Annotated in this window: 21 protein-coding genes; 12 read left to right on the forward strand and 9 right to left on the reverse strand. The window is 42.4% G+C overall.

All coding sequences use genetic code 11. The features are described from left to right. The first annotated feature begins 122 nt into the window (after positions 1-122). From pbpC to DW862_RS05240, 6 genes are all read left to right on the forward strand, one after another. Positions 123-2567, forward strand: coding sequence for a penicillin-binding protein 1C (pbpC, locus tag DW862_RS05215; RefSeq protein WP_165861882.1), 2445 nt, complete (start codon positions 123-125; stop codon positions 2565-2567). A gap of 26 nt (positions 2568-2593) precedes the next feature. Further along, a complete protein-coding gene (locus DW862_RS05220) occupies positions 2594-3769 on the forward strand; it encodes an MFS transporter (RefSeq protein ID WP_120067399.1) in 1176 nt (391 codons plus the stop codon). A gap of 45 nt (positions 3770-3814) precedes the next feature. Next, entirely contained in the window at positions 3815-4249 is a 435-nt protein-coding gene (locus DW862_RS05225) for a hypothetical protein (RefSeq protein ID WP_008018526.1), read from the forward strand. Between the two features lie 154 nt (positions 4250-4403). After that, positions 4404-5831 (forward strand): Na+/H+ antiporter NhaC, encoded by a 1428-nt coding sequence (gene nhaC / locus DW862_RS05230; protein WP_120067400.1) that lies wholly within the window; start codon positions 4404-4406, stop codon positions 5829-5831. Between the two features lie 67 nt (positions 5832-5898). Then, complete coding sequence (locus DW862_RS05235) at positions 5899-6489, forward strand: DUF4251 domain-containing protein (RefSeq protein WP_004305931.1); 591 nt, start codon at positions 5899-5901, stop codon at positions 6487-6489. 88 nt (positions 6490-6577) lie between these two features. Further along, on the forward strand, positions 6578-7237 hold the full coding sequence (locus DW862_RS05240; protein ID WP_120067449.1) for a response regulator transcription factor: 660 nt from the start codon (positions 6578-6580) through the stop codon (positions 7235-7237). A 70-nt stretch (positions 7238-7307) separates the two neighbouring features. Here DW862_RS05240 and DW862_RS05245 read toward each other — a convergent pair whose 3' ends face one another. The 3 genes from DW862_RS05245 to mnmA form a co-directional block, all read right to left on the reverse strand. Further along, on the reverse strand, positions 7308-7649 hold the full coding sequence (locus tag DW862_RS05245; RefSeq protein WP_008643242.1) for a type II toxin-antitoxin system RelE/ParE family toxin: 342 nt from the start codon (positions 7647-7649) through the stop codon (positions 7308-7310). Continuing rightward, the gene (locus DW862_RS05250; RefSeq protein ID WP_004316007.1) at positions 7639-7893 is read right to left on the reverse strand and encodes a hypothetical protein; all 255 of its coding nucleotides are present in this window, start codon (positions 7891-7893) and stop codon (positions 7639-7641) included. Before DW862_RS05250 ends, DW862_RS05245 begins: the two co-directional genes overlap by 11 nt. Before the next feature lie 88 nt (positions 7894-7981). Continuing rightward, positions 7982-9049 carry a tRNA 2-thiouridine(34) synthase MnmA gene (gene mnmA / locus DW862_RS05255; protein WP_120067401.1) on the reverse strand — a complete coding sequence of 356 codons (1068 nt, stop codon included), beginning with the start codon at positions 9047-9049 and terminating at the stop codon, positions 7982-7984. Positions 9050-9229: 180 nt separating this feature from the next. On the opposite strand from mnmA, the gene DW862_RS05260 reads away from it, so the two are divergent. Both DW862_RS05260 and DW862_RS05265 read left to right on the forward strand, forming a co-directional pair. Further along, positions 9230-10678 (forward strand): S41 family peptidase, encoded by a 1449-nt coding sequence (locus DW862_RS05260; protein WP_120067402.1) that lies wholly within the window; start codon positions 9230-9232, stop codon positions 10676-10678. Between the two features lie 6 nt (positions 10679-10684). Continuing rightward, positions 10685-11479: a DUF4595 domain-containing protein gene (locus DW862_RS05265; RefSeq protein ID WP_117684424.1), complete on the forward strand. Its 795-nt coding sequence runs from the start codon at positions 10685-10687 to the stop codon at positions 11477-11479. A gap of 408 nt (positions 11480-11887) precedes the next feature. Here the strand turns inward: DW862_RS05265 and DW862_RS05270 are convergent, their stop codons facing one another. Together DW862_RS05270 and DW862_RS05275 are read right to left on the reverse strand one after the other, a co-directional pair. Next, positions 11888-12706, reverse strand: coding sequence for an alpha/beta hydrolase family protein (locus tag DW862_RS05270; protein ID WP_120067403.1), 819 nt, complete (start codon positions 12704-12706; stop codon positions 11888-11890). Between the two features lie 26 nt (positions 12707-12732). Continuing rightward, the gene (locus tag DW862_RS05275) at positions 12733-13167 is read right to left on the reverse strand and encodes a DUF2007 domain-containing protein (protein WP_004316013.1); all 435 of its coding nucleotides are present in this window, start codon (positions 13165-13167) and stop codon (positions 12733-12735) included. Between the two features lie 181 nt (positions 13168-13348). Between DW862_RS05275 and DW862_RS05280 the strand changes: the two genes are divergently transcribed. From DW862_RS05280 to DW862_RS05295, 4 genes are all read left to right on the forward strand, one after another. Further along, positions 13349-15727, forward strand: a complete 2379-nt coding sequence (locus tag DW862_RS05280; RefSeq protein WP_120067404.1) for a TonB-dependent receptor — start codon at positions 13349-13351, stop codon at positions 15725-15727. A gap of 33 nt (positions 15728-15760) precedes the next feature. Continuing rightward, positions 15761-16546: a M48 family metallopeptidase gene (locus DW862_RS05285; protein ID WP_004296962.1), complete on the forward strand. Its 786-nt coding sequence runs from the start codon at positions 15761-15763 to the stop codon at positions 16544-16546. Between the two features lie 231 nt (positions 16547-16777). After that, positions 16778-18070: a hemolysin family protein gene (locus DW862_RS05290; protein WP_120067405.1), complete on the forward strand. Its 1293-nt coding sequence runs from the start codon at positions 16778-16780 to the stop codon at positions 18068-18070. Positions 18071-18127: 57 nt separating this feature from the next. Beyond that, complete coding sequence (locus tag DW862_RS05295; protein WP_165861883.1) at positions 18128-18601, forward strand: copper resistance protein NlpE N-terminal domain-containing protein; 474 nt, start codon at positions 18128-18130, stop codon at positions 18599-18601. 161 nt (positions 18602-18762) lie between these two features. On the opposite strand, the gene DW862_RS05300 is transcribed toward DW862_RS05295, so the two are convergent. The 4 genes from DW862_RS05300 to DW862_RS05315 form a co-directional block, all read right to left on the reverse strand. Next, a complete protein-coding gene (locus DW862_RS05300; protein WP_008648414.1) occupies positions 18763-19983 on the reverse strand; it encodes a glycoside hydrolase family 88 protein in 1221 nt (406 codons plus the stop codon). 66 nt (positions 19984-20049) lie between these two features. Beyond that, positions 20050-21699, reverse strand: coding sequence for a glycoside hydrolase 43 family protein (locus tag DW862_RS05305; protein ID WP_120067407.1), 1650 nt, complete (start codon positions 21697-21699; stop codon positions 20050-20052). A 220-nt stretch (positions 21700-21919) separates the two neighbouring features. Next, positions 21920-23314 carry an alginate lyase family protein gene (locus DW862_RS05310; protein ID WP_120067408.1) on the reverse strand — a complete coding sequence of 465 codons (1395 nt, stop codon included), beginning with the start codon at positions 23312-23314 and terminating at the stop codon, positions 21920-21922. A 35-nt stretch (positions 23315-23349) separates the two neighbouring features. Continuing rightward, a complete protein-coding gene (locus tag DW862_RS05315; RefSeq protein WP_120067409.1) occupies positions 23350-24900 on the reverse strand; it encodes an Ig-like domain-containing protein in 1551 nt (516 codons plus the stop codon). Positions 24901-24928 lie beyond the last annotated feature (28 nt).

The following is a 24928-nucleotide window of genomic DNA, read 5'->3' on the forward strand; positions in this document are numbered from 1 at the left end:
CGGTTCTACTCGTTCACTTAAACCGCGTAATCCGTGTAATCCGTGCCTAATTATTTCGTACCTTATTATTTCTTACTTAATTATTTGTCACAAAGATATGTCTCTTAGCTTTTAATATTTAAATGAATCCTATAAAATTCTTCAAACGATTATCTGTCACTAAGAAAGTAATGACTATAAGCATTACTCTTTTGATAATAGGATACATCTTTAGCCTTCCCCGGCAACTGTTTCATGTACCCTACTCTACCGTTGTGACTGATCGAAATGAAGAATTATTGGGAGCACGCATCGCCTCGGACGGTCAATGGCGGTTTCCTCCCCGAAAGACAACACCCGAAAAAATCAAGCAATGCCTCATTACCTTTGAAGACAAACACTTTTATCACCACTGGGGAGTTAATCCGTTAGCTACCGGAAGGGCACTCTATCAAAATTTAAAGAACAAACGTGTCATAAGCGGAGGAAGTACCCTTACCATGCAAACCATTCGTCTCGCCCGGAACAAACCTAGAACTCTCGGAGAGAAAGTCGTTGAAATGATATGGGCTACCCGTCTGGAATTTCGGGCTTCTAAAGAGGAAATCTTATCCATGTATGTCTCTCATGCACCATTCGGAGGAAATGTTGTAGGATTGGATGCTGCTGCCTGGCGTTACTTCGGTCATTCTGCCGAAGATTTATCATGGGCGGAATCGGCTGTGCTGGCTGTCCTGCCCAATGCCCCCGCCATGATTCATCTATCCAAAGGACGAAAGACACTGCTTTCCAAACGCAACCGTTTATTAAAGCAACTTTTTGAAGAAGAGATTATCGATGCGTCTACCTACGAATTAGCTGTCAGCGAACCGTTACCCGACGAGCCGCATCCGCTTCCTCAAATAGCTCCCCACCTAGTCAGTCGTTTCTATCAGGAAAGAAACGGGCTATATACCCGTTCAACTATTGACAGAGGGATACAAACCCACATAGAGAGTTTGGCAGAACGGTGGAGCAACGAGTTTAATCGAAGTGATATCCGCAACCTGGCAATTCTGGTTATCGACATTCCCACCAATCAAGTAGTAGCATACTGCGGAAATGTACATTTCGACCGTAAACAAGGAGGAAACCAGGTAGATGTGATCCAAGCTCCCAGAAGCACAGGCAGTATTTTAAAGCCCTTTCTCTACAATGCCATGCTGCAGGAAGGAAGTTTATTGCCGAAAATGCTGTTACCGGATGTACCGGTTAATATCAACGGATTTACTCCTCAAAACTTCAGTATGCAGTTTGAAGGAGCTGTCCCCGCTTCCGAAGCCCTTGCACGTTCATTGAATATTCCGGCTGTAACCATGTTACAAAGATATGGAGTACCCAAGTTTCACCATTTGTTGCAACAGATGGGATTCAAGACCATCAATAGGGCAGCCTCTCATTATGGTTTGTCACTGATTTTAGGAGGTGCAGAAGCAACATTATGGGATGTAACGAATGCCTATGCGCAAATGGGACGAAGCCTTTCCAGCAACAGCCCCTCCCCGAACGTATCTCAAGGAAAGGAAGCACAGATACTACTGGAAACAGAAAATACAGAGCAAATAAACAATGATACGAAGCAAACAAGCCGTAATCATAAAAGCAATCATAACAAGCAGGAAAAACGAGAACAAAGTAACTTCAGTCCTCTCTCCGTAGAAGAGGATTCAGAAGAAACCACTTCGGCTAAAGCAGGAGCAGCCTGGCTCACCCTCTCCGCCTTAACAGAAGTCAACCGCCCCGAAGAGATTGACTGGAAATCAATTCCATCCATGCAGACTATCGCATGGAAAACCGGAACCAGCTACGGATTCCGTGATGCGTGGGCAGTGGGGGTGACTCCGCGCTATGCAGTAGGCGTATGGGTAGGCAATGCAACCGGAGAAGGAAAGCCCGGATTGGTTGGTGCACAAACAGCCGGTCCTATATTATTCGATATATTCAGTTACCTCCCTTCTTCACCGTGGTTCGAACGTCCCACAGGCGTTTTCGTTGATGCAGAAATATGCCGCCAGTCCGGTCATCTGAAAGGACGTTTCTGTGAAGAAACTGATACCGTATTGATTCTTCCTGCCGGATTACGGACAGAGGCTTGTCCTTACCATCATCTCGTCACTCTATCTGCTGACGAAAGCCACCGCATCTATGAAAACTGTGCAAATACCGAACCTACCATTCAGAAATCATGGTTTGCCCTGCCACCCGTATGGGAATGGTACTATAAGCAGCACCATCCGGAATACAAACCACTGCCACCTTTCAAAGCCGGCTGTGGAGAAGATTCTTTCCAATCCATGCAGTTCATCTACCCTCCGATGAACGCCCATATCAAGTTGCCCAAACAATTGGACGGCAGTAAAGGGTTTCTCACGGTCGAACTGGCACACAGCAACCCCAATGCGACTATCTTCTGGCATCTTGACGACACTTATCAGACACAGACGCAGGATTTCCACAAAACTTCCCTGCAACCCGCTCCCGGCAAACATTCCCTGACGGCAGTAGACGGAGAAGGCAACACAGTTTCCACTACTTTCTTCATCGAATAAACATCTTATTTTATTATCTTTGCCGCATGAAACAGTCATTAAAAGAAAACGGAGGACTACCGGCATCCATCCTCTGGACACTTGCTATTGTGGCAGGTGTCTCGGTAGCCAACATCTATTATATCCAACCTCTATTAAATATGATACGCCATGAACTTGGCATATCAGAGTTCAGAACTAACCTGATTGCCATGGTCACACAAATAGGCTATGCGGCAGGACTGTTGTTCATCACCCCCTTAGGCGACTTATATCAACGAAAGAAAATCATCCTTGTCAATTTCACCGTCCTAATCTTCTCCCTCTTGACGATTGCCCTGACACGCAGTTTCCATCTGATACTCATCGCTTCATTCCTCACGGGAGTCTGTTCCATGATTCCACAAATATTCATTCCCATAGCCGCCCAGTTTTCCCGTCCGGAACACAAAGGCAGAAACGTAGGAATTGTCTTATCAGGACTATTGACCGGTATTCTGGCTTCACGTGTCGTCAGCGGATTTATCGGTGAACTGATTGGCTGGCGGGAAATGTATCACATCGCTGCAGGCATGATGTTTATCTGCGCGATTGTTGTATTAAAAGTCCTTCCCGATATTCAAACCAACTTCCAGGGAAAATATAGCGACCTGATGAAATCTCTGTTAGCCTTAGTGAAAGAATATCCGCAACTACGCATTTATTCGATTCGGGCAGCACTGAATTTCGGTTCCCTCCTTGCCATGTGGTCCTGTCTGGCTTTTAAAATGGGACAAGCTCCGTTCTTCGCCAACAGCGACGTAATCGGTATGCTGGGACTTTGCGGCGTGGCCGGGGCACTGACTGCTTCTTTTGTAGGAAAATACGTAAAACGGGTAGGCGTACGCCGCTTCAACTTTATCGGCTGCGGTTTGATTCTCTTTGCCTGGTTGTTGTTCTTCGTCGGTGAAAACACCTTTGTCGGTATCATCGCCGGTATCATCATCATTGACATAGGAATGCAATGTATTCAGCTAAGTAACCAGACAAGTATCTTCGAACTGAATCCGCGTGCTTCGAACCGTATTAATACAGTGTTCATGACTACTTACTTTATCGGTGGCTCTATGGGAACATTTCTGGCAGGCAGCTTTTGGCAACTGTATGGCTGGCACGGAGTTATCAGTACCGGAGTTGTTTTAACCGGGATTTCTTTATTAATTACGATTTTCTACAAGAAATGAGTCAACAAAACGAACGGTCAAACCGTTTATTACAATAAAACGCCAATGAAATACGGAGTTAACAGACAAATCTTACTTATCACAGCCGGTGCCGTCTGGATTATAGCCGGTGCCAATATTCTGCGAATAGGAATTGTGACCTGGTTAAACACTTCCCAAGATTGGATGTTCAAAATAGGAGAAGCCACCGTGGTTTTCTTATTATTCTTCGTATTGGTTTTCAGAAGGCTCTACTATAAACATACCCAGCGAATCGAGCAAAAGAAAGAACGCCGGAATTGTCCGTTCTCCTTTTTCGATGTGAAAAGCTGGATTACAATGATATTCATGATTTCCCTGGGAATCACCATCCGTAGCTTCCACCTCCTGCCCGAAACGTTCATTTCTGTTTTCTATACCGGATTATCCATCGCCCTCATCCTGACAGGGGTGCTTTTCATCCGTTACTGGTGGATCAGGCGCAAGACTTTTGCCAGTTGAGCCGTCTCCTACATATTCCAATCAAATATAAACATCTAATAATTTTTATTACCTGATGTTTTGAAGCAAAAGATTTCATTCTTTTTTGTTGTATCTTTGCGCGGCTATCAACAAGCAGTAGCCGGAAAATAAATAAAAGGTTATAAGAATCAAGATGAAGAAAGCCCCCTCTCCCCTCATATCGTTGATACCGATTGTTGTACTGGTGTTATTATTGTTTGCCACTATCCGTACCTTTGGCAGTGATGCCCTAAGCGGCGGAAGTCAAGTGTCATTGCTTACCACTACAGCCATTTGTATCCTGATCGGTATGGTGTTTTATAAGATTCCCTGGAAAGATTACGAGCTCGCCATCACCAACAATATTGCCGGAGTGGCAACAGCCATCATCATTCTGTTGATAATCGGTGCGTTAAGTGGCATTTGGATGATTAGCGGAGTAGTACCGACTTTAATCTATTACGGGATGCAAATTATCCATCCCAGTTTCTTCCTGGCATCGACCTGCATCATCTGCGCGTTGATTTCTGTAATGACCGGAAGTTCGTGGACCACTATTGCCACTATCGGTATTGCATTGATGGGTATCGGAAAGGCGCAAGGCTTTGAAGATGGATGGATTGCCGGAGCTATCATTTCGGGGGCATACTTCGGGGATAAAATATCTCCTTTATCCGAAACCACTATCCTGGCGTCTTCCATCACAGACACTCCCCTGTTCCGTCACATTCGTTATATGATGATTACTACGGTACCGTCTCTTATCATCACGCTGATTATTTTCACAGTGGCAGGACTTTCCCATGATGCCAGCAATACACAACATATTGCGGAGGTGGCAACCGCTTTGAACGAAAAGTTTCATATCACTCCGTGGTTGTTAATAGTTCCTGTTGTAACCGGAATACTGATAGCACGGAAAGTACCCTCTATCGTTACGCTGTTCCTATCCACTCTGCTGGCTGGTGTCTTTGCTTTGATATTTCAGCCGGAATTGTTGCAAGAGATTTCCGGAGTTGCCGTTTCCGGATTCGATTCTTTATTCAAAGGACTGATGATGACCGTCTATGGAGCGACAAATTTACATACAGACAATGCCGTTCTGACAGATTTAATCGCTACACGTGGGATGGCGGGAATGATGAATACGATTTGGCTGATTCTGTGCGCCATGTGTTTTGGCGGGGCAATGACAGCAAGCGGTATGCTGGGAAGTATCACTTCCATCTTCGTCCGCTTCATGAAGAAAACAGTCAGCGTGGTTGGAGCGACAGTCTGCTCCGGCCTGTTTCTTAATCTGACAACTGCCGACCAATACATCAGTATCATTCTGACGGGAAATATGTTTCGCGATATTTATGCCAAGAAAGGGTATGAAAGTTGCTTACTAAGCCGTACGACGGAAGATGCAGTAACCGTTACATCCGTATTGATTCCGTGGAATAGTTGCGGAATGACACAAGCTACTATCTTGAGTGTACCCACACTTGTGTATCTACCTTATTGTTTTTTCAACATTATCAGCCCCTTAATGAGTATCACTGTGGCAGCCATCGGATATAAAATTGCAAGACGTTCGTGAACAATCTGGCATACACTTTGTTTTTGCAATAAACGAACAACGTATTAAACCTAAACAAAAAAAAGTTATGAAAAAGTTTATTGCATTAGTAGCATTAGTATTAGTAAGTGCAAGCACAATGATGTATGCACAAGAAAGTAACGCAGCAGCACGCCGCGCAGAAAGAAAAGCTCAAAGAGATGCAGAAAGAGCAAAACTCCGTGCCGAAGAAGAGGTGCAGGACATGGCAGCCTATCAACAAGCTGTACAGGCTTTGAAGAACAAGCAATTTGTATTGGAAGCTAATCAAGTTGTCTTCCGCAACGGTATGAGTGCTTTTGTTACTTCAAACACCAACTTCGTCTTGATGAACGGCAACAGAGCTACCGTACAGACTGCTTTCAACACTCCTTACCCAGGTCCTAACGGAATCGGTGGTGTTACAGTAGATGGTAATTCTTCGGATATGAAGATGAATATCGACAAAAAAGGAAATGTGAACTGCTCATTCAGCGTTCAGGGTATCGGCATCTCCGCTCAAGTATTTATCAATATGAGCAGCGGAAACAATACTGCTTCGGTTAGCATCAGCCCGAACTTCAGCAACAATAACCTGACATTGAACGGAAATATCGTTCCGCTTGACCAGTCAAATATCTTCAAAGGACGTTCCTGGTAATCCGGATACAAGAATCTTATCATAACTCCGCTACAAATCGCGCAAAATGCGTACATTTGTAGCGGAGTTTTTTTATTCATCATTGCTTATGAGAGAATTTATCATCGCAGACAATCAGGATATCAGTAAGGCAGGAATGATGTTCCTGCTAAGTAAACAAAAGGAAGTATCCCTCCTTTTAGAAGCTGATAACAAGGCTGAACTGATTCAGCAGCTACGATTGCATCCGCAAGCGGTGATTGTATTGGATTATACACTGTTCAATTTTGCCGGGGCGGATGAATTGATTGTCTTGCAGGAAAGATTCAAGGAAGCCGACTGGATTCTATTCTCTGACGAACTTAGCCTGAACTTTCTCCGCCAGGTACTGTTCAGCAGTATGGCTTTCGGGGTAGTGATGAAAGATAATTCAAAAGAAGAAATCATGACTGCCATTCAATGTGCCACCCGCAAACAACGGTATATTTGCAATCATGTCAGCAATCTGTTGCTTTCAGGCACTTCTTCTCCGCTGGCTGCCTCAAACGTAGACGATCATCTGCTGACACAAACGGAGAAGAACATCCTAAAAGAAATTGCATTGGGAAAAACGACGAAAGAGATTGCAGCAGAGAAAAATCTTAGTTTCCATACGATAAACAGTCATCGTAAGAATATCTTTCGCAAATTGGGAGTAAATAATGTACATGAAGCTACTAAATATGCGATGAGGGCTGGGATTGTGGATTTAGCGGAATACTACATCTGAGATGCCGCCTTATAAGAATTACCCTACACATCCTATTAGCACAAACTAGTGAACAGTGCCTTTCTCTATTCTATTTCAATCCATTCTGTTTCAGAAGTTGTTCTATTTCCTTTTCTGATATAGACGCTCTATCTGCTTTATCATAAATATAGAGAAGATTCAAAACTGCATCTTGTTGAGAAACGACTAAAGTAAATGTTATAACCCTCGCTCCTCCACTTTTACCTTTTCCTTTTGAAGTTATTTTCATACGAACTTTGCGCAGTCCATGTCCCAAGTCCGTTCCTAGCAGAGGATTCTGTTCTAAATCATCAATCAATGAAACAAAATCCTCCTTAAAAGAGGAATAGTGTTTCGCCAGCCTTTTAGCCTCCCGCTGAAATGTCGGCTTAACTATAATTTCATAATTCATTAATGAACTCTCTTGCAGTCTTTACCTCCAACTTACCTTCCATTGAAAGTTTTACCTCTTTCAGTCCGGCGTCAATCCCTGCTAGAACTTCTTCTTTCGTGATTTCTTCCTCTTCTTTTTCAGCTTCCATTTTTTTCAGTCGTTTCAAATAGTTCTTCACTCGATTGAGCATCTCTTTGTCATTCAAACTCAGGAGTTCCTCCACCAAGTCCATTTTCAGACTTTTCAATTCCATCGTTGTCATAAGCAATCCTCCTTTATTTATATTCTACGAAACAAAAGTAGTGAAAAATCTCCTGATAATCCAATCTTCACCAATCAAAATAAACTATTTAACAGATGATTTCACCGCTCCCCACACAAACTTTTACTTCTTCATCATAAATCACCCCAAACTGTCCCGGAGCAATGCCTTGCAACTTTTCGGACGACAAGATGTGAAACTGCTTCTCCCTTTCCTGTATCAGTTTTCCTTTTGTAAATTCGGGAGTGTGGCGAATCTTGAAAGTAATGTCTACCTCCTTCTCCTGACCTTTCCAAGGATTATCAGTAATAAAATGGAAATCATGCATCCGGAATTCATGACCGTATTGCGTCTCTACACCATATCCATGGGATACGTAGATAGTATTTTCCTCAATATCCTTCTTGACTACAAACCAGGGACCTCCACTCAATCCGAGCCCTTTCCGCTGACCAATTGTGTGGAACCAATAGCCGCGATGTGTACCCACTTTCTTTCCGGTTTCCAGTTCAACAATCGCCCCTTCCTTTTCTCCTAAAAAACGACGAACGAAATCATTGTAGTTTATCTTTCCAAGAAAACAAATCCCCTGACTGTCTTTCCTTTTGGCACTAGGCAATCCGGCACGGTGTGCAATCTCACGTACCTCCTGCTTCATCAACCCTCCAATGGGAAACATGAGTTTGGAAACTTGCAGGTAATCAATCTGGGCGAGAAAGTCTGTCTGATCTTTCACGGGATCTTTTGCTGTGCCCAGCCAAGTTTTACCATCACATTGCAAGGTGGTAGCATAGTGACCGGTTGCCGTAAAGTCGAAATCTTTCCCGACACGCTGTTCAAAGCAGCCGAATTTGATAAGCTTATTACACATCACGTCCGGATTCGGTGTCAATCCCTGCCGAATTTTATCAATGGCATACGCCGCCACATTCTCCCAATACTCCTGATGCAGGTCCACCACTTCCAAAGACAGACCGTATTTACGTGCCGTTGCAGTAGATAATTCAATATCCTCCTCTGCCGAACAGTCCATATATTCCGCTCCGTCCATACCTATCTTAATGTAAAAAAGAGTAGGCTTATATCCTTGCTCACAAAGGAGATGTACGACAACCGAACTGTCGACACCTCCTGATAATAATGCAGCTATCTCCATGAATAAAAATCCGTCTATTAATAACTTTCTATATTTTAGCTAATACCTATCGAAAACTTTGATGTCACAAAGATAAGGCAAGATTCTCTAACACCCAATCACACATTGAAGGCATTTTTATACCATAAATGTGGTAGATAAGCAAAGTATTTCCTACATTTGCACAGTAAAAAGCTTTTTATGATGACGAAATTAAGAAAGATAATCCTCATACCTGCCCTGATCTTCGTATCTATCAGTGGTTTCTTCTCCTGTGGTGTCGACCGCTGGCCGGAGTATGCCCATCAAACTGCACTGGATACATGGATGTACGACATCATGCAACAGCACTATCTGTGGTATCAAGATCTACCTTCCTACGATGATGTGAATCTGTTTCTGGAACCTGCCTCGTTCTTATCTAAAGTGAAATCAAAAAAAGACAGCTACTCGTTTGTAGATTCTGTGATGGAGGCTCCGCTGCCTACTTATGGATTCGACTATTCACTAGTTCGAAGTGTGGATATCGATACAGCATATAACGCATTAATTACTTACGTCATTCCCGGTTCACCGGCAGAAGCAGCCGGACTGGAACGTGGAAACTGGATTATGAAAGTCGATACTTCTTACATCAGCAAGAAATATGAGACTCAATTATTACAGGGAACCCAAGCCCGGGATTTGGTGATGGGAGTATGGAAAGAAGTTCCTGTTGAGCCGGAAGAAGGGGAAGAAGTAGGAGAAGAAAAATTTGTATATAAGGTAGTACCTAATGACATAACATTAAAACTACCTGCTGCACGATCCATTGAGGATAATCCGGTACATAAAACCAAAATACTTACGGTAAAAGAAAACAATAGAGATATCAAAGTAGGGTATCTCATGTACAATAGCTTCACTGCCGGAACCAATAGTGATCCAGACAAGTATAATAACGAACTGCGACAAATCTCACAAGAGTTCAAGACAGCAGGCGTGAAATATGTTATACTTGACCTACGTTACAACGCCGGTGGTTCATTGGATTGCGTTCAGTTATTAGGTACAATTCTGACTTCAGAAGTACGATTAAATAAGCCGATGGCCTATCTGGAATATAATAATAAAAACAGGGACAAGGATGCTACCATCAACTTTGATAGTGAGATATTAAAGAGCGGTGTTAATTTAGACCTGCCCGCCCTATTCGCTATCACAAGCAGTACAACAGCCGGAGCACCGGAAATGTTAATCAGGAGCCTATTCCTGAAAGACAGCTATCCTGTTGTAACCATCGGTGGTGTCACCAAAGGACAAAATGTAGCAACAGAACAATTCATTAATGAAGAATTTCTGTGGTCAATCAATCCGGTAGTCTGCACTGTTTATGATTCCAACCACGATGCCGGAGGAGCTCTCTCCCCTGCAACAGATCTTAAAATTAGTGAAACGACTATTGGTGGAGTTACTAATTACAGTGAGTTTCTGCCATTCGGTGATCCTAACGAAAGAATGTTAAAAGTAGCCATCGGTGTTATTGACGGAAGTTATCCACCAAAGGACGAGGAAACCGAAGAGACGACAAAAGCACAATTCAAGATAGAGAAAAGCGTAATAAGTCCGGCTAGTAGACGTTTTAGTAGTAACGGATTACAATTAAAATAAGAAAGGATGAAAAAAGTAGCTATTTTATTGCTGGCAATACTGACATTCAGTTGTTCGGATGATGACGAAAAGGGTACAGAAGAGGATAAAGGGCAATGGGCTATGATTTTCAATGAATCCGTCGAGAACGATTCAAAACCTGTAAATAAGACAGAGAAGTTTATGTTCGATGGCGAGCGCCTGATTCAACATATTATAAAACAACGTTATTTCGAAGAAGAAATCAGTAACGAAGTAAACTTGAGCTACTCTGATAATCAGGTAACAGTTACCACTGACTATCTCACTTTAGTATATACATTAAATAGCGAAGGCTATGCCAGTCAATGTGTATACAGTTTGTCTTCACAAAATCGTATTTATCAATTTTCTTACTCTGCAGAAGGATACTTAACCGGAATTGTCGAGAATATCGACAATAGAGAATATTCATCAACATCACTTACATACGAGAACGGAGATATAACCTCTATCAGTTCCAAGATGAACGGCCTTGAAAACAAGTTCATTTATGAACCGGGAGAAGAAAGTTCTACATACCATTTGCCCTGCCTCGGTTTATTGGAGATACACCCTCTGACATTCCATATTGAAGCTCTTTACGCAGGGTTATTGGGTAAGGACCCGCGCCATTTCACCATACGCAGTTGTCCTGCAGGAAGTAACGATGAAAAGACAGTTTATTCGTATGGGTTTGATAAAAAAGGAAATCCATCCAGAATGATTTGTCAGACGACCTATGCCGGAGGACAGGCCAGCTATTATCCATACACACGCAACATTTCGATTTCTTTCGAATAATCTTTCATTCCGAACATCGAATTCTCTTTTAAAGTAGCATAATCACTCTATTTCTGTCAAGAGCAGAATTATAGATTCTTAACCTATAAAGATACTTTTCATGCCTCAACTTTGTTTATTCCGAAACAAAGGCTCTGATTTTACCTAACAAAGGCTCTAACTTCTCCTAACGCAGCGTTTAATGAGTCGTAACGCACCGTCTAATTTTCATAAAGCTGCGGTATAAAACACGTTAATCTCTGGTTTCATCCCTTTTATAAACCGGGATAAAGCTCACGACTCCCAAGGATACAACAAAAAAGGAGAAAGCTTCCGCTCCCTCCTTCTATCGTAGTTTAACCTCAATCTATTTTATGATTCTGTACCAAAGATACAACATTGAAAAGCCAAAGTCAAGTATTCCCGGTTTTATTTCTTGAAAAATTTATCGAAGAACAGAATCTGATAATCAATGGAGTTATTCCAATACTGCCCTGTATGTCCTCCCGGGCAGGTAATAAAATCATGATCGATCTTTCTTTCCAACAGGCGGTTATGCAAATCCTTGTTCACATTCAGGAAGAAATCTCCTTCTCCACAATCGACAATGATAGCCAAATCGCCATTCTCTATCTTATCAATCTGATTGATAACGGTGTGATTATCCCATACCTCCTTATTCGATTCATATTCTCCCAACTGCTTGGACATATCCCAGTTTTTAGGGAACGGGCGAATATCCATCCCTCCGCTTGTACTTCCACTGGCACCAAACGTATCTTTATGACGGATTGCATTCCACATCGCTCCGTGTCCACCCATACTCAATCCGGTGATGGCGCGTCCCTTACGGTCGGCAATCGTCTTGTAATGTTCGTCGATATACTTCACCAGTTCCGACGAAATAAAAGTTTCATAGCGGAAAGACGGGTTGACCGGACTATCCCAGTACCAGCTATTCTTTCCGTCCGGACAAACGAATATGATTCCTTTTTCGTCCGCAATTTGGGGAAGATTCGGTTTAATGCCAATCCATGTTTTAGCATTTCCACCATAACCGTGCAACAAATAAATAGTAGGACAAGCCACCGCTTTCTTTCCTGATGCAACATCCGGCGTAACAACGACCACTTGCACTTCCTTATTCATGGAAGGACTTTTAATTAACAAGGTATCTACTTTGGCAGCAAAAGAGGGAGCTACCCAAATTAAAAGAAGAGCAATTAATAGATTTTTTTTCTTTTCCATTGTGTGTTATAAATAGTTAGATATAATTATTCCTCTGGCTCTGCAGCAGGATTAAATTTAGCAACCGGCATTTCAAAGTTTTTATGACACTGTTTACAGGTATAGTTCCAGTGGTTGTCTCCCGGGGGAATGACCATTAATGCAGAAATGATAGCAGCCCCCATAGCACGCCAACGCTTTTCTTTTCTCAAAACCAACTGGATGTCCGATGAACCGCAATACGGACAAAGCGTTAACTCTTCCGGCCAACTATCGTTATCCTTCAACACTTGGACAGCATTCTCGTAGTCTTCATCTGCCACCAATATATCCACCCCTGCTATACTACTCACGCAACTTTTATACAAAGTAGAGAAATTCTCATTGTGCAGAATAGACTCGATGCCTTCATTCTCCAATGCTCCCTGAAGGATATGTGCCTTCATCGCATCATTACAAGTGATCAATTTTACAGTCTTCATAAGGAATCTGTTTTAATATGTCCCACAAAAATAAGATATAAAAATGAAATGTGAAACAAAACCCGACTAACTTTATCAGCAGGTAAAACGAACCAAATCAGAAGTGATTCTTTTTTTTTTCACGGAAGGTATCATTATTTAATACTTTTTTCGTACTTTCGCAGCGACAATTGGCAATCACATGAAAAAACTATTGACACTGCTACTATTTTCTAACATCCTATTTTCCCTGTTACAGGCACAACCTGTACATCAAATAAAGGGAACGGTGATTGAGAAAAACAGCCGTCAGCCATTAGAATTCATTAACGTAATGATTCTTGGGCTGAACAAAGGTGGTGTCACCAATGCGGAAGGTCATTTCACTATCGAACAAGTACCTCCCGGCATCTACCGTCTGCAAGTGACAGCCATCGGCTACAAGAGTGTCACTACTCCCGAATATATCTTATCTACCAAAGATCTGAACATTTCGATAGAAATGGAAGAGAACCTGACCGAACTCGCAGGAGTAACCGTCACCGCTTCTCCTTTCCGGCGCGATCTGGAAAGTCCGGTCAGCCTGCGCATCATCGGATTGCAGGAAATAGAAAAGAGTCCGGGAGCCAACCGGGACATTTCGCGTATTGTTCAGTCTTATCCGGGAGTTGCCTTCTCGCCTATCGGCTACCGCAATGACCTGATTGTACGCGGTGGTTCTCCTTCTGAAAACCGTTTCTATCTGGACGGAGTGGAAATTCCCAATATCAATCACTTCAGCACACAAGGAGCCTCCGGCGGTCCGGTGGGGATTCTCAATGCCGACCTGATCCGTGAAGTAAATTTCTATACAGGTGCTTTTCCCACTGACAGAGGAAACGCGCTTAGCTCCGTGCTTGATTTCAAATTGCGCGACGGAGACATGGAGCATAACTCACTAAAAGCTACCCTCGGAGCATCCGAAGTCTCTCTGGCCTCCAACGGACATATTGGAAAGAAAACCTCCTATCTGGTATCTGTGCGTCAATCTTATCTGCAATTCCTGTTTGATATGCTCGACCTGCCTTTCCTGCCGACTTTCACCGATGCGCAATTCAAATTGAAAACCCGGTTCAACGAGCAGAACGAATTGACGGTATTGGGGCTTGGAGGAATCGACAATATGCGATTGAACACGAAAGCAGATAGCGAGGACAATGAATACATCCTTAGTTACCTGCCAAAAATCAAGCAGGAAACGTTTACCTTAGGTGCTGTATATCGTCACTATGCAGGGCCGCATGTGCAATCGGTGGTAGTCAGTCACAGTTACCTTAACAATCGCAACACCAAATACCGGCAGAATGATGAAAGCATTCCGGAAAATCTGATGCTCCGCCTCCGTTCTACCGAACAGGAGACGAAGTTCCGCTTCGAAAACAATTCTTCTTTCCGCAACTGGAAAGTCAATCTCGGAGTGAATCTGGATTATAGTCAATATACCAACACCACCTTTCAAAAGGCATATACCAATCAGGCACAAACGTTTGATTACCATACCTATTTGGGAATGATACGTTGGGGACTTTTCGGCACTATCAGCTACTCTTCGATGGACGAACGTTTCACAGCTTCCTTGGGATTGAGAGCTGATGCCAACAATTATTCGTCGGCCATGAAGTCACTCTCCGATCAGCTTTCTCCCCGCATATCGCTTTCCTACCAACTTGCCGAGCACTGGTTCGTAAGCGGAAATGCAGGACTTTATTATCAGTTGCCTCCTTACACGGCACTCGGTTTTAAAGATAATAACGGAATGTATGTCAACAAATACAATCTGCGCTATATGAAAGTCAGCCAGGAAAGTCTGGGCATTAGTTGGCGCAAAGGAGATACGTTCGAAGTCTCCGTCGAAGGATTCTATAAAGACTATGACAAAATTCCGCTCTCCGTTGTAGACGATATTCCTCTTACCTGCAAAGGAAATGACTATGGAGTGATTGGCAATGAATTGCTGACTTCTACCGCTCAAGGACGTTCGTATGGCGCGGAGATTCTGGTAAAGTGGCTGATCGCCAAGAAACTGAATCTGGCTTCTTCCTTCACCATCTTTAAAAGTGAATACCGCAACGACAAAGAGAGCGAATACATTGCATCTGCATGGGACAACCGGTATATTTTCAATTTACGGGGAACTTACAATCTGCCCCACCAATGGAGTGTTGGCATGAAAGTCAGTTGCATCGGCGGTGCTCCTTACACCCCTTATGATGAAGAAAAGTCATCTTTAGTATCCGCTTGGGATGCACAAGGCAAAGCATATTACGACTATTCAAAATATAATAAGGAACGTCTTCCGGCCTTTGCACAGGTAGACCTCCGCATCGACAAGACATTTTATCTGAAACATTGCATGCTGGGATTCTATCTTGATTTGCAGAATATCACGGCCAGCAAACTGAAACAGCAGGATGTGCTGATGAGCACCGGCATCATCGAAAATCCGGCAGCTCCTGCCAACAGCCAACACTATAAAATGAAACGCCTCCAACAATCGAGCGGGACTTTGCTCCCCACATTAGGAATAACATTTGAGTATTAATTTATGCATAGAACATTAAACTAGAAAAAGAGTATGAAAAGAGAAATCGCTATGATTGCCTTCGTATTATTAGGCATGGGAATGACAGCTTCTGCACAATTCGGCAAGAAGATTAATTTAGGAAAAGCTTTACAAGCAGGTAAAGATGTAGTATCAGCCGTTACATTATCTGATGCGGACATTGCTAATATGAGTAAGGAATATATGGCATGGATGGACACTCATAATCCATTGACAAAACCTGATACTGAATATGGCAAACGTCTGGAGAAACTGACGGGACATATCAAAGAAGTGGACGGACTGAAACTTAACTTTGGCGTATATGAAGTAATAGACGTAAACGCCTTTGCCTGCGGTGACGGTAGTGTACGTATCTGCGCCGGTCTAATGGATGTTATGACGGATGAAGAAGTAATGGCAGTGGTAGGTCATGAAATCGGTCATGTGGTTCACACAGATTCCAAAGACGCTATGAAAAATGCCTACCTACGTTCAGCTGTGAAGAACGCGGCAGGTGCAGCCAACGACAAAGTAGCCAAACTGACAGACTCCGAACTGGGAGCCATGGCAGAAGCTCTTGCCGGTGCACAATTCTCACAAAAGCAAGAAAATGAAGCCGATGATTATGGTGTTGAATTCTGCGTAAAAAACGGCATCGACCCTTATGCAATGGCAAATGCCTTGAGTAAATTGGCAGAACTTGCAAAAGATGCTCCTAAAGCATCCTATGCACAAAGAATGTTCTCTTCACATCCGGACACTCAAAAACGCATTGAACGTACAAAAGCCAAAGCAGACAGCTACGCTAAGAAGTAATAAACAATACTTTCGTATGACTACTACCAGGCACGGAATTTTGTATAATTCCGTGCCTGAATATTTATCAATACAACCTATATTCAAATGCTTTAATATATCCCATATTCTCCTCCGTTTTGTAAAATACCGACATAGCGAAGCAAACAATTTTACCTAATTATCATTAATATATAGAGAGAGTATTCTTTTTTTATATAATTTCGAAGCAATAACCATTTTAATCCATTTATGGAATTTCTTATTATCGTTTTCTTACTTGTACTGAATGGCATTTTTGCCATGTATGAAATTGCGTTGGTATCATCCAGCAAAGCACGTCTTGAAACACTTGTCGCAAAAGGTAACAAATCAGCCCGAGGAGTTTTAAAACAATTGGAAGAACCGGAAAAGTTCTTGTCTACCATTCAGATTGGTATCACGCTGATCGGTATCGTATCCGGTGCGTATGGTGGTGTGGCTATTGCCGACGACCTCGTACCTTTCTTTTCTCTCATTCCGGGCGCAGAAGCATACGCACGCAACCTGGCAATGATTACTACCGTAGCAATCATCACCTATCTTTCTCTGATTATCGGAGAGCTGGTTCCTAAATCCATTGCTCTTAGTAATCCGGAACGGTACGCCACTTTGTTCAGCCCGGTCATGATTCTGCTGACGAAGGTTTCTTATCCTTTTGTGTGGTTGCTAAGCGTCTCTACCCGGTTACTGAACAAACTTATCGGTCTGAAAAGCGAAGAACGCCCCATGACACAGGAGGAAATCAAAATGATCCTGCATCAAAGTTCGGAGCAGGGTGTGATTGACAAAGAGGAAACGGAGATGATACGCGACGTATTCCGTTTCTCTGATAAACGCGCCAACGAACTGATGACACATCGCAGAGATCTTATTATCCTTCATCCCGATGATACACAGGAAAAAGTGATGAAGATTATCGAAGAAGAACATTACAGTAAATATCTATTGGTAGACGAACGGAAAGATGAGATTATCGGTGTGGTTTCCGTAAAGGATATTATCCTGATGGTAGGCAACAAAAAGGTGTTTAACCTGCGCGAAATTGCCCGTCCTCCCCTCTTTATTCCGGAAAGTTTGTATGCAAATAAAGTTTTAGAGCTATTTAAGAAGAACAAAAACAAGTTCGGAATTGTTGTTAACGAGTATGGCAGCACAGAAGGCATTATCACACTGCACGACCTGACCGAAAGTATCTTTGGAGACATCCTTGAAGAGGATGAAATGGAAGAAGAAGAAATCGTCACAAGGCAGGATGGTTCAATGCTGGTGGAAGCTTCAATGAATATCGACGACTTCATGGAGGAAATGGGTATCCTATCCTATGAAGATCTGGAATCGGAAGACTTCACCACTCTGGGTGGATTGGCCATGTTCCTGATTGGCCGCATCCCGAAAGCAGGAGACATCTTCACCTACAAGAATCTGCAATTCGAAGTGGTGGATATGGACCGCGGACGAGTAGACAAACTGCTTGTCATCAAACGGGACGATGAACAGGAATAGGATAGCAAAAAACGAGCAATAGCTCACTATATTTATATTAACTTAAAGCACTTAACGATGAAAAAAGTAATTATGTTAGCAGCAGTCGTAGCTGCTTTGGCATCATGCCAATCAAAAGCAAACAAAGCCGCAGAGGCACAAGCAGACAGTCTAGCTCTTGCGATGACTCCGATTACCGAATTGACTGAAGTTTATGAAGGTACTCTTCCTGCTGCCGACGGTCCGGGTATTGACTATGTACTGACCCTAAATGCTGCAACTGACGGTGTAGATACAGTGTACACACTGGATATGACTTACCTCGACGCTGAAGGTCAAGGACAAAACAAGACTTTCACTTCGAAAGGAAAACAAGAGACTGTACACAAGGTTGTGAACAAAAAACCTGTTACTGCTGTTAAGTTAACTCCGAAAGATGGTGAAGCTCCGATGTATTTCGTGGTTGTTAACGACACCACTCTTCGTTTGGTGAACGATAGCTTGCAAGAAGCTGTCAGCAATTTGAATTATGACATCATCAAGGTAAAATAATAATAAGCCTAACCCTAACCAGTAAAAAAAGCTCTGTATAGAACCTTCGTTCTTGCAGAGCTTTTCCTTTTTTACACTATCACCTATTCTAATCGGACTATTCACTTTATTAGTTCTACCGATACTTTGATATTACCGTATTCATAAGCCCGGTAATACTGTTATCCCAATACCCCGTGTCCTTCTTGCAGACGTTTCAGCCTCAACAAGGCTTCGATATAATAATAATCTGCATAAATAATAGAAGCATCTATTTCAGAATGAGCGGGCCAGTGTCCTACACTATGCAACAGAAATGACGGTTTGCTTTTACCACTCTGATAGCTGTCAGAGTTCAGGCTTGCCAGCATTTCAATAGCTGCATCTTTATAACGTTTTCCTGTTCCATTCGGGAGGTAAGTGGATAATTCAAGCAAAGCAGAGGCCACCACTGCCGCAGCAGAAGCGTCACGCGGAGCATCCGGTATTCCCGGTGCACTGAAATCCCAATAAGGAACCTTGTCTTCCGGCAGACGTTCGAGATAGACATCTGTCACTTTCTGCGCGAAATCAAGATACTTAGGATCTTTCGTTTCACGATAAACTACCGTGTATCCATAGATTGCCCATGCCTGACCACGCGCCCACATGGTACTGTCAGCATAACCTTGGTGGGTTACTCCTTTTATCAGATTACCTGTAATGGTGTCGTATACCGCTACATGGTAAGATGTATAGTCGGGACGGAACTGGCATTTCATCGTTTTATCGGCATGAGAAACGGCAATATCATATAAATAAGGATTTCCACCATTCTTCGCTGCCCAGAAAAGCATTTCGAGGTTAATCATGTTATCCATGATGGTATTGTGCGGCCAGTTGCGGGGCTCCACTTCACGAGGCCATGAAAGGATGGTTCCTACGATAGGATTGAACAGAGTAGCCAACGTATCGGCTGTATCAAGAATCACTTGTTTGTAAGCCGGATTCTTGGTCAGGCGGTAACCATTTCCGTAGCTACAGAACACGAGGAAGCCCAAATCATGGTCGAAAGCCGGAGTCTTGGAAAGGAATTCTAGTGAGTTCGTGAACTTCTCCGCTTCTTTCTGAATCTGTTTATCTTTCGTATATTCGTAATCATACCACAATACTCCGGGCCAGAAACCGGCACACCATTCTTCCTTCGTCGCTTTCCGACAATTCCAATGATGTTCGTCAGTCATGATATTACGTGGCATCATTGTATAGTCGATGCCGGAGTCTGTTTTCAGTTCCGCAAGCGTACGTTGTGTCTGCTCTGCACAATAGTCCAATGCCTTATTCACATCCAATGTACCGGACGGCTGATGAACACACGTACAGAAACCTAACATCACAGCCAAACCTACTACAATCTTTTTCATCTTAATCTGATATCTTCGAGTTAATTCTTAATCTTTATTTCTCTTTGTCAATTATTGATTGGTCAATTACTTATTCATCCGAAACCAATCGACATCTGCCCATCCCCGATTGCCTTCATTCGGAGTCACACAGAATAGTCCGACTTTGGCTCCAATCCATTTGCCCTGACGGGCTGTGAAAGACTCTCCTACTGTCGTATATTTCTTCCCGTCCAGACTATAAGCAAATGTACAAACGGCTCCTTTCCGAACCTTTACTTGCAAGTAAACTGTTTGCCATTCATTATCTGCTACTCCCGGCATCTTTAGATATTTTACCGGAATGTTTGCCAATTCTTTTATCTGTTCGGGATTTTGCTGTTCCGCGTCCTTACAAACTGCCTGTTGCAGAATAAACTGATCCCCCGCTTTGCGAATAGAAAGATAACTATAATCCCATCCCATCACAATAATTCCGGCTTGTTCTCCATCCTGCTTGGCAGTAAATGTCAGCTTGGTCGTAGCTGTAAACTCTTCAGCCGGGAACTTTTGCATCAACAGATTAGGAACTTCCCAGAAGTTCACAAACTCTTTCGAAAGGCTGCCTGCATAAAGACGGATAAATCCCAAATCGGTAGTAAACCCGTAAGTGTCTTTTTTATTGGCATGCCATTGCCATTGTAATCCCAAATGCCGGGTATTGAATTCGTCACTCTCCGGCGGAGTAGCGATCGGATAGGTCTTTCCCACATTCGGTTTCTTATAAGTCGTTACAGGTTCACCGCAACCATCTTTATCCTTGTCCACTCCGATTACAGGCCAGTCATTTACCCACATCATCGGATTCAGATGAATCACACGTCCGTAAGCGCCTTTATCTTGAAAATGGACGAACCAGGATTCTCCTGTGTTGGTGTCTACCCAGCCACCCTGATGAGGTCCGTTTATCGTTGTCTTTCCTTGTGCCATCACGATTTTCGATTCGTAAGGGCCATAGATATTCTTTGAGCGAAGTACCAATTGCCAACCGGTTGCGACACCTCCTGCCGGAGCAAAAATATAATAGTATCCGTTGCGTTTATAGAGCTTCGGTCCTTCTACGGTATGATTCTTTCCATCATTTCCGTCGAACACCATCACCGGATCGGAAATAACTTCTGTTCCTTCTGGATTCAGTTCGCAAATGACGAGGATACTGTTCACCCCACTACGACTTCCGGCATAAGCATGTATCAGATATACTTTCCCGTCTTCGTCCCACAAAGGAGTTGCATCAATCATTCCTTTCCCTGCTTTTACCAATACAGGTTTGCTCCATTTTCCTTTCGGGTCTTTGGTTTTAATCATATAGATTCCATAATCCGGATCACCCCAGTAAATATAAAATTCTCCGTTATGAAAACGAATGGCCGGTGCCCATACGCCTTTACCATGCTGTGCCTTATCGAAGAAAGGTTCCGGCTCTTGAACCGGTAACGCATAGTTTACTAACGACCAATTAACCAAATCATTGGAATGAAGAATAGGAATTCCGGGAATACAATTAAAACTGGATGCTGTCATATAGAAATCATCTCCGGCCGCACAGATATCCGGGTCTGAATAGTCAGCATGAAGAACCGGGTTCTGATAAGTTCCATTCCCCTTATCAGCCACCCAGGTCTTAGAAATTTCTTGTGCGCCTGCCCATGAACTGCAAGCCATCATTCCTGCTAAAAACAGAATCTTTTTACGCATATACCTTACTAATCAATTTCATTCAAAACTAGATTCGTTATTCCTAAAAACAGGTTCTTTCTACCTTATATAAAAACCAATCACTTTTAAAACTGAATCCTATCTCTGATTTCAAAACAATCTATTTACTGACCTATTTATTTATATATACGAAAGGGATTAGGTAAATACCTAATCCCTTTCCAACTTTTTTCTATTTATCTAAAAACTCATACCCATTTTATTCACGATATAACATTAACGTAGCCCAGCCCAATTGGTCAAAAGCGCCACTATTAGAACCGTAGCGATTAGCAGTCTCTCCTGCCCCACCTTCAGGACGCATTTTATCCGCCAGTACTTGAGCATACTTATAACCACTGCTCAATCCCTTAATCTTTGCATAGTGAGTATAGAAAATTTCCCATCCGGGACGAACTTCCCCACGACCATCGTCAGATACTACCTTATGATCTTGTCCGTGATTTTTATCTTTACATGTACAATTTGTACAGTACTGATACTCTTTAAAAGGTATTTTTGTTATATCAATCAGCCAGGTACCATCCGAATTGTCATTTTTCACTCCATCCGTTGCATTGCTAAGTGCTACATATTCACCCATTTTCATAACTGCGTTATTATTAGCCGCGAAGAAATCTAGTCGGGAAATGTCTTTATTATCCTGATAGAATGTATAAGCTATCTGACAAAGATTAGCTGTTACGGCTGCCGACATTTGAGCATGCCCCTGGTCGCGTCCGCTTTCCTGATTCTGACATATCTCTTCACCAGACAGTGGATCAACATGAGTACCCTGGATTAAATTATTAAGAGCTCCATTGCCAACACCATTATAAAAGTAGTTCACAATATAGTTAACCATATCATCATCTTCAGTTAAAATACCAATAGACAAATAGGAGCACATATTAACTAAATCCCAATTCGACCAGTAATGTAAAGCACAATTGTTACTACCTTGATGATTATCCAGAAAATCTTTATTTTTAGAAGCGAATACTTTCACCATCCACGTTTTAAAAGTTGTTTTATCTGCTTCCGTCCAACCATCATAGGTTTGCATTATTTCTGCCGCATTAGCAAAAGTATATCCTTGCGCACCTGCCGCTAATTTATGATTAGCATCATTTGAAGTCACTTCCGTACAGGTTGCAGCCCATTGATTTAAAATGTTAACCACATTCTTTGCATACTGTTCAGTAACGGTAAGTTTCCATAAAAGCGCCATCTGATAAGCAGCTGCAGCATCCTCCATAGCATAGCTGTAGTTTTCACTACTAAATCCCGTTCCAGTTACATCACCACGAACAATCTTTGTCTGTGGTTGCGGGGTATAGGAAGAAGCTGATACATAACTGGAGTTTTTCAGATTTTCAAACTCATCCTTTACTTTTTGAGGTGCAGTCCCATCATTCAGCATTTTCTTTACCCTATCAAAATCTGCCTGATTAAACATCGCACAAGGATGATTGTAAGTATATTCAGCTTCTACCGGAACATATACTCCTTCCGGGAGTGTCAAATCCACTACTCCGAATTCATTCTCACGGCAGGAGGTCTGCACTGCTATCAGCAGTGCGAAACCCATTATCTTAATTGTATTTTTATTCATAAAGAATCTATTTTGAGCCTTAATTTATTATTCTATTATTTTATCACTTCATAAGTCAGCCCTTCTGACTTAATATATGCTTGCACATCCTGTAATGTTTTGAACGTCTGAACCCAGTAAACATTATAACTTACAGCTGTAGACGATACAATATCAGCATATTTGAATTGAAGAGTTGTAAACGATGCAACAGCAGTTGCCGGGAGTAAACCACCTGTACCCCATTTCTGACTGGCCATATCATAAATAAGCACATGACTTCCATCGCTACATTTATAATCATTCAGCCATTTATTGTTATTTCCGTCTAGACCACCGGAATATTTAGTACCATCACACATCCCGGATGCGTCAAGAGTTATATTACGTGCAGTTACTCCCTCATAATCTTTCACATCATCCATGCGAACTGCGAAAATAGGATAATTGCCAGAATGTAACCAAGAGGTTGTACTCTTACAAATCAAATCTCCACGGCATTTACCACCGGTTAATTTTGTATTGATCGTTATATAGCCTCCATCTTTATTCCATGTATGTGATTCCGCATTTGAAGCATTAGCCCATGTATAATTCTCATTACGGAAAAGCTCCCGTATTAATCCTTCTGCCAAATTCAACTCTATAGACGAAGAATTACCTGTTTCCGGACAGGTGGCAGTTATAGTAACCTTGCCAAACACCCCATTCGCATTGAAAGTAACAACACCTGCCTTCACCGTAGCAATAGTTTCATCACTTGATGTCCACTCTATCAATGACTTGGTACAATTTTCCGGCACTGTTGTAAAGTTCAAAGCAACGCTCTTTTCTGCAATAGCAAATTCATAGCCATTAGTCGATGAGTAATTTTGGTCAATAGCTACCTCCTCCGGTTGTACAATTGAGTTCACGATAATTTCTTTAGTTGCGATCACATTTGCGCCATCTAAAGAAGTTGCAGTAATAGTAACGGGCACAGCCGCACCTTTACCGCTGTCCAAACCTGTAACAACTCCATTCTTATCTACTGTAGCAACAGTTTCGTCAGAACTTGACCACTTCACAGTTTTATAAGTCGCGTCAGATGGTAAAATCCCAGCTGTCAACTGTACAGTTTCTCCTGCATATACATTATCTGCACTTGAAGTAATCGTAATACTCTCCGCACTAATCAGTGAATTCACAACCAACACTTTCAAAGCACTAGCCACATCGCTACCCGAATAATAAACACTGGGGGCAACTTGAATCACCGCTACACCTGTACCGTCACCACTAACAGCATTTACTGTTCCATTAGCATCTACTGTAGCTACGTTTGCATTACTGGAAGTCCAATTTACCTCTTTATAAGTAACATCATCAGGAGTTATATTATAGCCCAACTCTATTTTCTCTCCTTTTACTAAGGGCAAGACTTTCACTTTCGTGTCATCCACATAAATAAGTTGTTGTAAATCTTCTGAAATAATCATTTCTACCGATTTAGGATAAATCGCTTTAGATAGTGGGGATACCTCATCATTATCATCACATGACAGAAATGTGGAAACGACCGCTGTCATAAACAGACAACCTAACCCATATTTTAATATCTGTTTCATACGTTTTTTCTTTTATTCATTATTACAA

This window comes from Bacteroides sp. AM37-9 (assembly GCF_003603455.1).
Classification (GTDB): domain Bacteria; phylum Bacteroidota; class Bacteroidia; order Bacteroidales; family Bacteroidaceae; genus Bacteroides; species Bacteroides xylanisolvens.

Coding starts and splice junctions, on each gene's coding strand:
- DW862_RS05310 (WP_120067408.1), bottom strand. CDS start 23,314: ATGAATAAAAATACAATTAAGATAATGGGTTTCGCACTGCTGATAGCA.
- mnmA (WP_120067401.1), bottom strand. CDS start 9,049: ATGGAGATAGCTGCATTATTATCAGGAGGTGTCGACAGTTCGGTTGTC.
- DW862_RS05300 (WP_008648414.1), bottom strand. CDS start 19,983: ATGAAAAAGATTGTAGTAGGTTTGGCTGTGATGTTAGGTTTCTGTACG.
- DW862_RS05315 (WP_120067409.1), bottom strand. CDS start 24,900: ATGAAACAGATATTAAAATATGGGTTAGGTTGTCTGTTTATGACAGCG.
- DW862_RS05250 (WP_004316007.1), bottom strand. CDS start 7,893: ATGACAACGATGGAATTGAAAAGTCTGAAAATGGACTTGGTGGAGGAA.
- DW862_RS05295 (WP_165861883.1), top strand. CDS start 18,128: ATGAAAAAAGTAATTATGTTAGCAGCAGTCGTAGCTGCTTTGGCATCA.
- DW862_RS05235 (WP_004305931.1), top strand. CDS start 5,899: ATGAAAAAGTTTATTGCATTAGTAGCATTAGTATTAGTAAGTGCAAGC.
- DW862_RS05305 (WP_120067407.1), bottom strand. CDS start 21,699: ATGCGTAAAAAGATTCTGTTTTTAGCAGGAATGATGGCTTGCAGTTCA.
- DW862_RS05285 (WP_004296962.1), top strand. CDS start 15,761: ATGAAAAGAGAAATCGCTATGATTGCCTTCGTATTATTAGGCATGGGA.
- DW862_RS05245 (WP_008643242.1), bottom strand. CDS start 7,649: ATGAATTATGAAATTATAGTTAAGCCGACATTTCAGCGGGAGGCTAAA.
- nhaC (WP_120067400.1), top strand. CDS start 4,404: ATGAAGAAAGCCCCCTCTCCCCTCATATCGTTGATACCGATTGTTGTA.
- DW862_RS05290 (WP_120067405.1), top strand. CDS start 16,778: ATGGAATTTCTTATTATCGTTTTCTTACTTGTACTGAATGGCATTTTT.
- DW862_RS05280 (WP_120067404.1), top strand. CDS start 13,349: ATGAAAAAACTATTGACACTGCTACTATTTTCTAACATCCTATTTTCC.
- DW862_RS05275 (WP_004316013.1), bottom strand. CDS start 13,167: ATGAAGACTGTAAAATTGATCACTTGTAATGATGCGATGAAGGCACAT.
- DW862_RS05225 (WP_008018526.1), top strand. CDS start 3,815: ATGAAATACGGAGTTAACAGACAAATCTTACTTATCACAGCCGGTGCC.
- DW862_RS05240 (WP_120067449.1), top strand. CDS start 6,578: ATGAGAGAATTTATCATCGCAGACAATCAGGATATCAGTAAGGCAGGA.
- DW862_RS05270 (WP_120067403.1), bottom strand. CDS start 12,706: ATGGAAAAGAAAAAAAATCTATTAATTGCTCTTCTTTTAATTTGGGTA.
- DW862_RS05220 (WP_120067399.1), top strand. CDS start 2,594: ATGAAACAGTCATTAAAAGAAAACGGAGGACTACCGGCATCCATCCTC.
- pbpC (WP_165861882.1), top strand. CDS start 123: ATGAATCCTATAAAATTCTTCAAACGATTATCTGTCACTAAGAAAGTA.
- DW862_RS05260 (WP_120067402.1), top strand. CDS start 9,230: ATGATGACGAAATTAAGAAAGATAATCCTCATACCTGCCCTGATCTTC.
- DW862_RS05265 (WP_117684424.1), top strand. CDS start 10,685: ATGAAAAAAGTAGCTATTTTATTGCTGGCAATACTGACATTCAGTTGT.